Origin of the sequence: Streptomyces sp. NPDC057136 (genome assembly GCF_042670885.1) — a bacterium.
Lineage (GTDB): Bacteria > Actinomycetota > Actinomycetes > Streptomycetales > Streptomycetaceae > Streptomyces.
Genome location: NZ_JBHUUV010000047.1, coordinates 1 through 10,888, shown reverse-complemented (window position 1 = coordinate 10,888; position 10,888 = coordinate 1). Strand labels below are relative to the sequence as shown.

Genomic DNA, 10,888 nt, shown 5'->3' with positions numbered 1-10,888 from the left:
TACCGAACAGGACTTCCGTTGTCTGCAGAGGCCACTGCGCGGATCGTCGCTCTGGACACCTATGACATCCGCTTCCCGACCTCCCGGGAGCTGGACGGCTCGGACGCGATGAACCCCGATCCCGACTACTCCGCGGCGTATCTGACCCTGCGTACCGACGCTGCCGACGACCTGGCAGGCCACGGCTTCGCCTTCACCATCGGCCGCGGCAACGAGGTGCAGGTGGCGGCGATCGAAGCACTGCGCCCGCACATCGGCCGTTCCGTCGACGAGCTGTGCACCGATCCCGGTGCGATCAGTCGTGACCTGATCGGTGACAGCCAACTGTGCTGGCTCGGACCCGAGAAGGGTGTCATGCACATGGCGGTGGACGCCCTCGTCAACGCCGTCTGGGACCTGGCGGCCAAGCGTCAGGGCAAGCCGCTGTGGCAGCTGCTCGCCGATGCGGATCCCGAGTGGCTGGTCGGCCAGGTGGACTTCCGGTACATCGCGGACGCGCTCACCGAGCAGGACGCGCTCGCTGGTCGTCCTTCCCCACCAGCTGCCCGCAGCCGCTGCGGCGGCCCGCCGTCTGCCCGGCCTCAGATTCGTACTCGACCACGCGGGCAAGCCGGCCATCGCGAAGATGGAAGCCGAACCGTGGGCCTCGCACCTGCGTGACCTCGCTGTTGGACCGAACGTCTTCTGCAAGCTGTCGGGTCTGGTCACCGAGGCGGACTGGAAGCACTGGAGAATCGAAGACCTGCGCCCCTTCGCCGACACGGTTCTCGACGCCTTTGGCCCTGAGCGGGTGATGTTCGGATCGGACTGGCCCGTGTGCACCCTGGCGGCCGACTACGCCACCGTGTTGGGCACCGCATGTGGGCTCACCACTCGACTCGACCCCTACGAACAGGCATGCGTTCTCGGGGGCACAGCCCGCGAAGCCTATCGGCTGACGTTGCCGTAGCAGTCCCCACCCCAGGCACAGCACAGGAGCGCTCCACGCGAAAGCGCACCAAGAAAGGAACCACCCCATGAAGCTCATGCGCCTCGGCCCGGTCGGCAGTGAACGTCCGGCGGTCCTCGCGGACGACGGCCGACTGTACGATCTCGCGCCGCTGACCACCGACATCGACGGCGCGTTCCTGGCCTCGGGCGGGATCGCACGCACCGAGCGGGCGCTGGCCGCAGGCGACCTGCCGATGCTCGACGGCGGCGGACTGCGCGTAGGGGCACCCGTCGCCCGACCCGGCAAGGTTGTCTGCATCGGGCTCAACTACCGTGACCACGCCGAGGAGACGGGTGCGAACGCTCCCGAGCGGCCCGTCGTCTTCATGAAAGCGGCCGACACCGTCGTGGGCCCGTATGACACCGTCCTCGTCCCGCGCGGATCGGAGAAGACCGACTGGGAGGTGGAACTGGCCGTGGTCATCGGTGCACGGGCACGCTACCTGGACAGCCCGGACGCCGCTCTCACTGCCATAGCGGGCTACACGATCAGCAACGACGTCTCGGAACGCGCGTATCAGCTCGAGCTCTCCCCGCAGTGGGACCTGGGAAAGTCCTGCGAGACGTTCAACCCGCTGGGCCCGTGGCTGGTCCCCCGTGACCGGATCGACGACCCCCAGGACCTGGGGCTGCGCCTGAGCGTCAACGGCGTGCAGCGACAGAACGGCACCACCAAGAACATGGTCTTCAGCGTCGCCCACATCGTCTGGTACCTCAGCCAGTACATGGTCCTCGAGCCCGGAGACATAGTGAACACCGGTACTCCGGCGGGAGTTGCACTGGGGCTCCCCGGCACTCCCTACCTCCGCGCCGGGGACGTGGTGGAACTCGAGATCGACGGTCTCGGGACACAGCGACAGACGCTCGATCAGGCCTGATCGATGTCACGTGTTCGACGGAGTCCGACCGTGTCCGACGGGCCTCCGGGGCGCCTCGCGCCAGAGGCTGCCCCGGGCGCCGCCGCCCTCTCGCTAAACTACCGATGTCCTCACAAACCCCGAGCCACAGGAGAGCGGATGCCCCAGCACGACCCTTCCGCGGCCGGGGCAGGGGAGCCGGACGAGAAGCCACGAGACGCGCCTCCTGCCCGTCAGGTCCTCTCCGACAGCGTCTACGAAACCATCAAGGCCATGGTCATGGACCACGGGATCGCACCCGGTGCCCGCGTCGGCATCGAGGCCCTCTCACGCACCCTGGGCGTGTCGCCCACCCCGGTGCGCGAAGCGCTGGCCCGACTCGAGGCCGACGGTCTGGTGGTGAAGCGTTCGCTCTCGGGATACCGCGCGACCGAACTGCTGACCCGCCAGGGCCTCGAGGAACTCTTCGAGATGCGACTCCTGCTCGAACCGAGGGCAGCCGCACTGGCCGCGGTCAACGCGACCGAGGAACAACTCGACTCCATCGAGCGGATAGTGGAGGAGATGCGGGCGCATCCGGGGCCGACCGGACGCTACGCGGACTACCGTGACTTCGCCGCTCTGGACCAGCGCTTCCACGACGCGATCGCCCTGGCCTCGCACCGGCCACTGCTCGCCGACGCGGTGGAACGCCTCCACGCGCATCTGCACGTCTTCCGGCTCGCCAGCGCGAAGGCGACCGAGGACCCGACGCTGGAGGAACACGAGCGTGTGCTACGCGCCATCCTGCGCGGCAAGGCCGAGCGCGCCGCCGAAGCCATGGCGGACCACCTGACGCACAGCCTCGAGCGCCAGCTCAGCCAGGAGACGAAGGGCTGACCTGTCGTGGAGGAGCCACGGCTCTCGCGCGGCACCCTCACTGCCCTCCCACCGAGCAGGGAGGTCTGCCGGCACGTGGTCCTGGGGGCGGCCCCGCGCCTCAACCACTGGAAGGAGAGGTTCCGATGCGCGCCGATCCGTTTGTCACCTGCGTCAACGACGCCCTTTATCCGTCCACGGCCATCGCCACCGTCAAGCTGCTCGAACGCCTCGGGGTGATGGTGACCTTTCCGTCCGCGCAGCCCTGATGTCGTCGTTCGAGCCCATGCTCGGCATCGCCCGACTTCACAATCTCGCCCTCACGGGATCACTCTCGCCCCATACGTGACAGCCTTTAGGCGTACACGGTCCAGGGGAGATGTGCGGGCGTGACGGCGAGCTCGTCCTGGATGCTTGGCAGTGCGATGTTCGCGGACGAGTCGTCCAGCACCTGGAGTAGCTGGGCTGGAGCGATCACCAGCGGCGGGACCATCTCACTGCCAGCTTGCGCCAGTTCCTTTATGCCGGGATTCCGTGTATCGCGGGCGTATCGAAAATCGCATACGCCACCACAACGGCCCTCCGTCTCCAATGGGGGCATGAACCGCAACGCATCCCTGTCAGCACCGCCCCGCCGCACGCGCAGGATCGTGCTCTTCAGCCTGGCGATCCTCGGCATGGCGAGCGCCCTGTTCGTCGTGCGGCGGCCGCTCATGATGTCCGCTCCGAGGTGCATGGCCGGGCGGTGGCACGGCTGCTTCGACACGTTCAACGGTGTGGTGCTCATCATGCTGGTCGCGCTGCCGTTGGCCGCGCTGGTGGTGTGGGCTGTGGCGTGCCGCCGGCGTCACATCGGCGTGGCGGATGTCGCTGGCCGAGGTGGGCATGGTCCACGGGACGGTGCCGTTCCCGTGGATGACCATGATGCCGGGCGCCGGGGCCGGCACCGTTCCCGCCCGGGTGAGCCTGGTGCCGCTGCGGGACCTGGTCACGATGGGGCCGCTCGGGATCGTCGGCAACCTGCTGATCTTCGCGGCGCTGGGGTTCTTCGCCCCGATGCGGTTCGCGGCGCTGGCGTCCGTGCCCCGGATCCTGGCGCTCGGGGCGGGCTGCTCGGTCCTGGTCGAAACCGCACAGTACGTCCTGCGGCTGGACCGGGTGTCCTCCGTGGACGGTGTACTGGTCAACGTCGCCGGCGCCGTGCTGGCCGCGCTGGCGTCGCGCCGCTGGTGGCGCAGTACGGCGGAAGCGACGTCGGACCGGCTTCGCGCCGCGCTGACACCGGCAGGCTGAGTCGCGTGTCCGGTGCGCACACGCCTTGGCATACGTCGGCGATATGTTGTGCTGCTTAAGCTTCGGACATGCGCGTACTGATCGTGGAGGATGAGCCCTACCTGGCCGAAGCCGTCCGCGACGGTCTGCGGCGGGAGGCGATCGCCGCCGACATTGCCGGCGACGGCGACTCCGCCCTGGAACTGCTCAGCGTCAACCCCTACGACCTCGCGGTCCTCGACCGCGACATCCCCGGCCCCTCAGGCGACGAGGTCGCCCGGCGTATCGTCGCCTCCGGCAGCGGCACCCCGATCCTCATGCTCACCGCTGCCGACCGGATCGACGACAAGGCTTCCGGGTTCGGGCTCGGCGCCGACGACTACCTCACCAAACCGTTCGATCTGCGGGAGCTCGTCCTGCGGCTGCGGGCACTCGACCGCAGACGCGCGTACTCCCGCCCTCCGGTCAGCGAGATCGCGGGCCTCCGGCTGGACCCCTTCCGCCGCGAGGTCTTCCGCGACGGACGCTACGTCGCGCTCACCCGCAAACAGTTCGCAGTGCTCGAAGTACTCGTCGCCGCCGAGGGCGGAGTCGTCAGCTCCGAAGAGCTGTTGGAACGGGCCTGGGACGAGAACGCCGACCCCCTCACCAACGCCGTGCGCATCACCGTCTCCGCACTGCGCAAACGGCTCGGCGAACCATGGATCATCGCCACGGTGCCGGCGTCGGCTACCGGATCGACACCGGTAGGGACACCGTCGCCCCCGGCAGGGGCACCACAGACCCCGGCAGTACGCATGCGTAGACGCCCAGGGCTCAGCGCCCGACTGAAACTCACCCTCAGCTATGCCCACTAGATCGTTGACTGGAAGTTCGGTGCAGGCCAGGGTGACCCGTGGCAGCGATTGTTCAGCTGCCCGTAACGGTTCCACCGATCCCACAACTGATGGAACGCCAGCCCACTACACAAGGGATCGACTGCTGGCCAGCAGGAATAGCGAAGCGCTGCTGGAGTCGAGAAGGGCCGCCTCCCGGAATCTGGGAGGCGGCCCCTCTTGGTGTGCGGATTGATGAACAGCGACCTTCGGCTCGATTACCTCAGATGAAGTTTGAGCTGATGGTTGTGTTCTGTGTGCTCGACTACGACTCCGGTGACCGAATCACCCACCTCGGGCCAGATCACCGTATAACCATCGACGCCGCCGTGATGCATTCCCGCCACATCCGCGAAAGCCTCACTCAGTTGCAAACCCTCCACCGAAATGAAGATTCCGAAGGGCGCGATCTCTTCGACGGTGCCGTTGACCGTGGACCCGTAGGGGAACTTCCGCTTGGCGGCAGCCCATTCGTCACCTGTCATCTGTGCCACAGCCTCTCGTACGAGTTCAGCTGACCGAACATTGCGGTAGGGATCGGTACTTCTACTTCATCGCTACCTTCATACTGCTTCTCGTAGCCCTTGAAGTAGCGATTGTAGTCGTCCTCGGGGATTCGAATTTCGATGACACCATCCCCGTAGTACCGAGCGTACTTGTCCTCCACCAGGCTGTGCTTCCTTCCGAAGTACGCCATACCCTCCTCCTTAGCCGAAGAAGGAAAGTCCGCCGCCTGGTATCCGTTCTTGTACTGGCCTGCTCCCTTCCCGCTCTGAGGTGCCTTGAAGAGGGAGATGTAGCCGTCACTGTCGCCGTACTTCTCCTTCTTGGGCGCAGGCGGCGTGCTGGGCTTGGGCGCAGGCGGCGTCTTCTTCTTGGGCATGGCGCCCGGCGACGGCATGCTGGAGGGCTTCCTGCCGACCAGATCGGCCACCATGCTGGGAAGGGTGTACGTCCACTTGTCTGTGTTGTAGCCCTGACCCGCAGCCCAGTTGTCGAACGTAGCGCCGTAGTCGCAACCGGGCGCACCGGCCCCGCCGTTCCAGCAGTCGCCATCGACGAGCCAGCCACCGTACGACGCCGTGTCCGGAACGTTCGACACCAGGCCGTAGAAGATTTCACCGGTGCCCATGTAGATACCGCTGGCGGTATCCGCGATGGCGTCCCCGGTGGCGTCGACCGCGCTCTCGCACCAGTCGATTCCGAAGCAGTGCCCGTCGAGCTCGACATTGCTGACCGGGTTGCCGCCCGAGAAGGCGTACCGGTTACCGGTGTACGGGTCGCTGCCGAGCCGCATGTCGGCGAGGGCACCGTTGTACATGTCCCGCGTGGTGAAGCGGTTCAGGCCCGGGTTGTAGTCCCGGAAGCCCATGTCGTACGTACCCGAACCGGCGTCCCACCGCTTGGAGTTGAAGCGGTAGGGGTTGTACGCCTCCTTGTCCGGCTGGGTCGCCTCGGGCTTGTCGATGCCGGTGAACTCGGCCTCGTCATCCTTGCCGTAGGCGGTGTAGCCGTACGTCGCCTTGGCATCACCCGCACTGTCCGTGAGGATCTCGGCATCGGTGTGGCTGTTGTAGCCGTAGACCCCGAGCTCCTCGGTGCCGTCGCTGCTGTGCTTGATCTGCGACAGGCGCTTGCCCCACGGGCTGTACTGATAGGACTTGGTGATCTCACCGGCCACTCGCTCGTCGAGCACCTCACCACCGGTACCGAGGTAGTTGTAGTCGGTGGTCTTGGTGCCCTCGGTCTTGGCCGTCTTGCGGTCCAGCGGATCGAACGTGTACTTCGTCGTCTTCGACGTGCCGTCCTTCTGGAGCTTGGTGTGCTCCGTGACGTGGTCGAAGCCGTCGTAGGTGTTGTCCTCCACGGTCTTGCCGCCGGAGGTGACGTTGTCCAGTCGGCCGTAGGCGTCGTAGTTGTACGCCGCCGTGGTCCCGCCGGAGGTCGCGTTGGTCAGCCGGTTGCGGTCGTAGTCGAAGGTCGTCGAGACGCCCCTCACCGTCTGGCTGATGACATTGGCGTTGCTGTCGTGGACGTAGGTCTCGGTGCCGGCGCCGTTACCCGTCTTGGTGAGCTTTGCGACCCGGTCGGCCGGGTCGTAGGTGAAGTCGCTGGTGCTGTCGAGGTACGCCGAGTGGTTGTCGGCGTTCATCTTCTTCGCGACGTCCTGCGCCTTGTTGCCGTTGGCGTCATAGGTGTAGGCGTGCGAGGCGACCAGCGTGCCGGCGGACTTCTTCTCCGTGGTGCTCTTGAGCGCCCCATCGAGGAAGTAGGTGTAGTCGACCGTGTTCTTGTTGGCCTTGGTCTCCCGCAGCATCTTGCCGCGGTCGGTGTAGGTGTACTCGGTCAGTTCCGGCGTGGCGTCGGTTGCCGACTTGCCGACCTTCACCGTATTGACGAGCTCGCGCGGGTCGTACGTGAACTGGGAGTACTGGTCCGGATGCGTCACGCTGTCCGGCTGGCCGTTCACGTCGTAGACGTACGATGTGGTCTTCTTCGCCTCGCCGGCCAGCGCCTCGGTGACCTTCTCGACCTGGTTGAGGCCGGTGTACGTCATCGTGTACGCGTCGATCCCGGCACCGACAGAGGTGTCGTCGATCGACGTGGTGTTGCCGTTGGCGTCGTAGGCGTAGGCGAAGGACTTACGGTCCGCGCCCGCGGAAGGCGCGTCCGTACGGGTCTTCATGGACCCATCCGACCAGTAGCCGGTGGTCATGGTCCGCGAGGGCGATCCGCCCGCCCCGGTCAGGGTGCGCTTGGTCTGGCGGCCGTTGTTGTCGTACTCGTACGCGGTCCGGATGTCCCACGTGTCGGTGGACGTTCTGGCCCAGCCGTTGTCGAAGTATGTGTAGTCGGTCTCGTTGCGGGCCGACTCGCCCGACGACGGCGGCGCCGACACCTTGGACACCTGGCCGACCGCGTCGAACACCGTCTGGGTGTAGACGTTCGGGCTGTTGTAGCGGGCGTCGGCCGGGTCGTACGGCTGGTACTGCTTGACTGCCCGGCCGAGTTTGTCGTACTCCGTACGGAGGGCGAAATCCTCGGTGCTGGAGGTGTTCACCCCGCGCGGGGTGATGACCTTGGTCTGGTTGCCGACCTGGTCGTACTCGATCTTGGTGCTGCGGACCGTGGTGCCGTCGTAGGGCGACTTCTTCTCGACGGGCATGGCACGCTCGTCGTAGAGGACCTCGGTCTTGTTGCGCTCCTTGTCCGTGGCCGCGACCACCAGCGAGTCCTTGTCGTACACCGTGGTGGTGTACTTGCCCGCCGAGTCGAATCCCTTGACGACCCGGTGGTTGAGGTCGTACGTGGTCTTGGACGTGTAGTCGGTGGTGTCGGCGGTGGCGTTCTTCTTCGGGTCGACGACCGTCACCATGTTGCCGACGTTGTCGTACTCGTAGGAGAGCTTGTCGCCCTTGGCGTCCACCACGCTGGTGAGCTGGTAGGCGGCGTCGTAGTGATTGGTGGTGACGAAGTCCGTGGCGTCCGCGGTGGTGGCCACGCCCTTGGGCTCGGCCGTCGTCCTGAGGTTGCCGACCTTGTCGTAGGTGTAGGCGGTCTTACGGCCGATGACGTTGTTGTCCGGGCCCGTGGACTCCCTGACCTGGTCCCCTGCGTCGTACACCGCGGTGGTGGGCACACCCGCCGGGTCGGTGGACCTGGTGACGTTGTCGTTGGCGTCGTAGTCGGGCGCCTGCGTGGTGATGAAGACCCCCGCCGCCTGATCCTTCGGCACCTTGCTGACCAGCGGTCGGCCGAAGGTGTCGTAGGTCTGCGTCGTGGTCTTGTCCAGCGCGTCGGTGACCGAGGTGACCTGGCCCCGCTCGTCGTAGACGAACTTCGTGGCGTGGCTCTCCGCGTCCGTGATCGTCTTCGGATACCCGCTGGGTTCGAAGTCCGCGTTCACGCTCGGGTTGCCGTTGGCGTCTACGGTCCTGGTCTGCTGGCCGTAGACGTTGTACTCGTACGTGGTGGTGTAGTCGCCCACCGTGGCGGTGGCGACACCCTTGGGGTCGGTGACCGACTTCAGGTTGCCGAAGGTGTCATAGACGAACTCCCACTTGCGGCCCTCCGGCGACGTCTTGGCCGACAGGTCCGCAACGAAGCCGTCCACGTGCGTCAGGTAGTCGAACGCGGCGGCGCCCGGCAGGCTGCCTGCGTTGGCCGGGTTGCAGTAGTAGGTGGCGATCAGCTGCTCGGACGTCCAGCCCTTGGTCGTCTCGGCGTTCCACTCACGCAGCGGGTAGCCGGTCTTCTGGTCGTAGCAGTAGGCCGACTTGGCTCCGTTCGCCTCCTCGATGTACGTGACGTTGTTGTCCGCGTCCCAGTTCAGCTTGGTGGTCTCGGACTTCGCGTTCGTGATCTGTATGTGACGGCCGAAGTCGTCGACCACGTAGTCGGTGGCGTGGCCTTCGGCGTCCGTGACCTTGGCGTCGATGAACTTCGTGTTCGAGGCGTTGGCCTTGTAGGCATACGTCGAAGCGTTGTTCAGCCGGTCGGTGACACTCTTGGTCCACCAGTGGAACTTCGGGTCGTCACCCGCCTGCGGGGTGTTGTAGGCCAGCGACGTGCCGTTGCCGCGGGGGTCGGTCGCCTTGACCAGCTTGACGTTCTTGTTGCCCTGGGTGGCGTCGTAGGTGAATTTGAAGTGCTTCGGCTGGCTCGAACCGACACCGTCGGTGAACTGACCGAGCAGGCCCTTGTCGGTGTAGTAGAACGAGATCTTGCGGCCCGAGATGTCCGTCATGGACTTCACGTGGTCGTAGATCTTGGAGTTGTTCAGGTTCGAGCCGGTGACCTTCGCGCCCGAGTCGTTGATGTACTCGTAGGACGCGTCACCCTTCTTGTAGTAGTCGACGGTGAGCGACTGCCGGCCGACCGGGTCCGTGATGTAGGTCAGGAACTTGGTCGGCTTGTTGTTGGACTTGCGCTCCTCGTACGTGTAAGTCTGCGCGTTGCCGTTCTTGTCGAGGGTCGACGTCATGTAGCCGTCGCAGCCGAACAGGAAGCGCGTGCCGTCCGGACGGGTCATCGTCCAGGCGTCGGGGATGGGGTCCTTGTCCGGCGTGCAGTCCAGCCCGAGCTTGGCTTCCAGCTTGTAGTGGACACCGGCCGGGGCCTTCCAGCTGCCGTCGGGCTGCTTGCTGAAGACGTGGGTGGTGCCGTCCCCGTCCGGCAGACGGACCTCGGTCGGATGCGGGTTCGGGTGGAAGTCCAGCGGCGCCCCCATCCGGATGGGCCCAGCGGCCTGCCCCGACCAGCCCGCCCCGAGAACGGTGTCGGAGGTGTCGAGGGAGTTGTAGGCGAAGCGGGCGAACGTGGTGAGCCCGCGGCCGGGGTTGGTGAACGCGTTGTAGGACCAGACGCTGTTACCGGACGAGAGGTTGTTCATCACCGTCGAGCCGGCACCGGTGTTCTTGCCGCTGTAGGAGTAGAACTTCTCCATCCCGAGTGAGTTGGAGGTGGGGTCCTCGACCGCGACGTTCTGCTTGAGGGAAGGGATGGCTCCGACGCCGGCCGACAGCCAGGTGCCGTCGGAAATTTTGCGGACGTCCCAGCCCAGCACGTAGTCGGTGCGCTTGTTCCCGGAGTCCGAGTTGATCGGGGTCTTCACCTGCGCCCGGAGGGCGGCGGACTCGCCCGGATCCAGCGCCGGGACCGGCGTGGCGATCTGGTTGCCGCCGTTGGTGACGTCCGTGCTGTCAGGCAGCTTCCAGGTGTAGGAGAGCTCCCGCTCGCCGGCCGCCCATGCCGAGGCCGTGTTGTTGGTGAGGGTGAAGTCCACCGTGTACGTGGAGTTCGGCGTCATCCGGGCCGGGGTTCCCGGCGCGTGGTACGTGGACTCGGTGGTCGAGTCGACGTAGGTGACCACGATCTTGGGGTGGAGCTTGGGCTCGGCACCTTCGGAGGACAGGAACAGGGTGCGTTCCTGCTGGAGGGTCTCGTTGGCCATCTTGATGGCGACGCCCTTCTGGGACGTCGGGGTGCTCACCCAGGACTGTGCGAGTGAGGTGACGTTCCAGTCGTGCCGGGCCG

At 66.0% G+C, this 10,888-nt stretch carries 6 protein-coding genes and 4 pseudogenes; 7 read left to right on the top strand and 3 right to left on the bottom strand.

From position 1 onward, the window contains the following. Positions 1-18: 18 nt before the first annotated feature. From ACFT7S_RS34285 to ACFT7S_RS34265, 5 genes and pseudogenes are all read left to right on the top strand, one after another. Positions 19-519 (top strand): annotated as a pseudogene (locus ACFT7S_RS34285) (fuconate dehydratase); the annotation flags it as partial. After that, a complete protein-coding gene (locus tag ACFT7S_RS34280) occupies positions 443-949 on the top strand; it encodes an amidohydrolase family protein (RefSeq protein WP_382738949.1) in 507 nt (168 codons plus the stop codon). The pseudogene ACFT7S_RS34285 and the gene ACFT7S_RS34280, both read left to right, overlap by 77 nt. A 67-nt stretch (positions 950-1,016) precedes the next feature. Continuing rightward, positions 1,017-1,868, top strand: a complete 852-nt coding sequence (locus tag ACFT7S_RS34275; RefSeq protein WP_382738946.1) for a fumarylacetoacetate hydrolase family protein — start codon at positions 1,017-1,019, stop codon at positions 1,866-1,868. 138 nt (positions 1,869-2,006) lie between these two features. Next, positions 2,007-2,726, top strand: coding sequence for a GntR family transcriptional regulator (locus ACFT7S_RS34270; protein WP_382738943.1), 720 nt, complete (start codon positions 2,007-2,009; stop codon positions 2,724-2,726). Between the two features lie 125 nt (positions 2,727-2,851). Beyond that, positions 2,852-2,974 carry a hypothetical protein gene (locus tag ACFT7S_RS34265; protein WP_382738941.1) on the top strand — a complete coding sequence of 41 codons (123 nt, stop codon included), beginning with the start codon at positions 2,852-2,854 and terminating at the stop codon, positions 2,972-2,974. An 86-nt stretch (positions 2,975-3,060) separates the two neighbouring features. Here the strand turns inward: ACFT7S_RS34265 and ACFT7S_RS34260 are convergent, their stop codons facing one another. Then, positions 3,061-3,495 (bottom strand): hypothetical protein, encoded by a 435-nt coding sequence (locus ACFT7S_RS34260; protein WP_382739031.1) that lies wholly within the window; start codon positions 3,493-3,495, stop codon positions 3,061-3,063. On the opposite strand from ACFT7S_RS34260, the pseudogene ACFT7S_RS34255 reads away from it, so the two are divergent. Together ACFT7S_RS34255 and ACFT7S_RS34250 are read left to right on the top strand one after the other, a co-directional pair. After that, positions 3,440-3,998, top strand: a pseudogene (locus tag ACFT7S_RS34255) (VanZ family protein). The gene ACFT7S_RS34260 and the pseudogene ACFT7S_RS34255 overlap by 56 nt on opposite strands. Before the next feature lie 68 nt (positions 3,999-4,066). Further along, positions 4,067-4,782, top strand: a pseudogene (locus tag ACFT7S_RS34250) (response regulator transcription factor). 288 nt (positions 4,783-5,070) lie between these two features. Here ACFT7S_RS34250 and ACFT7S_RS34245 read toward each other — a convergent pair. Both ACFT7S_RS34245 and ACFT7S_RS34240 read right to left on the bottom strand, forming a co-directional pair. After that, the gene (locus ACFT7S_RS34245; RefSeq protein WP_382738938.1) at positions 5,071-5,346 is read right to left on the bottom strand and encodes a hypothetical protein; all 276 of its coding nucleotides are present in this window, start codon (positions 5,344-5,346) and stop codon (positions 5,071-5,073) included. Between the two features lie 716 nt (positions 5,347-6,062). Then, positions 6,063-10,888, bottom strand: a pseudogene (locus ACFT7S_RS34240) (RHS repeat-associated core domain-containing protein); the annotation flags it as partial.

Bases quoted from the DNA above. Each gene is read 5' to 3' on its own strand.
- ACFT7S_RS34280 (WP_382738949.1), top strand. From the start codon at position 443: ATGCGGATCCCGAGTGGCTGGTCGGCCAGGTGGACTTCCGGTACATCG.
- ACFT7S_RS34275 (WP_382738946.1), top strand. From the start codon at position 1,017: ATGAAGCTCATGCGCCTCGGCCCGGTCGGCAGTGAACGTCCGGCGGTC.
- ACFT7S_RS34270 (WP_382738943.1), top strand. From the start codon at position 2,007: ATGCCCCAGCACGACCCTTCCGCGGCCGGGGCAGGGGAGCCGGACGAG.
- ACFT7S_RS34265 (WP_382738941.1), top strand. From the start codon at position 2,852: ATGCGCGCCGATCCGTTTGTCACCTGCGTCAACGACGCCCTTTATCCG.
- ACFT7S_RS34260 (WP_382739031.1), bottom strand. From the start codon at position 3,495: ATGATGAGCACCACACCGTTGAACGTGTCGAAGCAGCCGTGCCACCGC.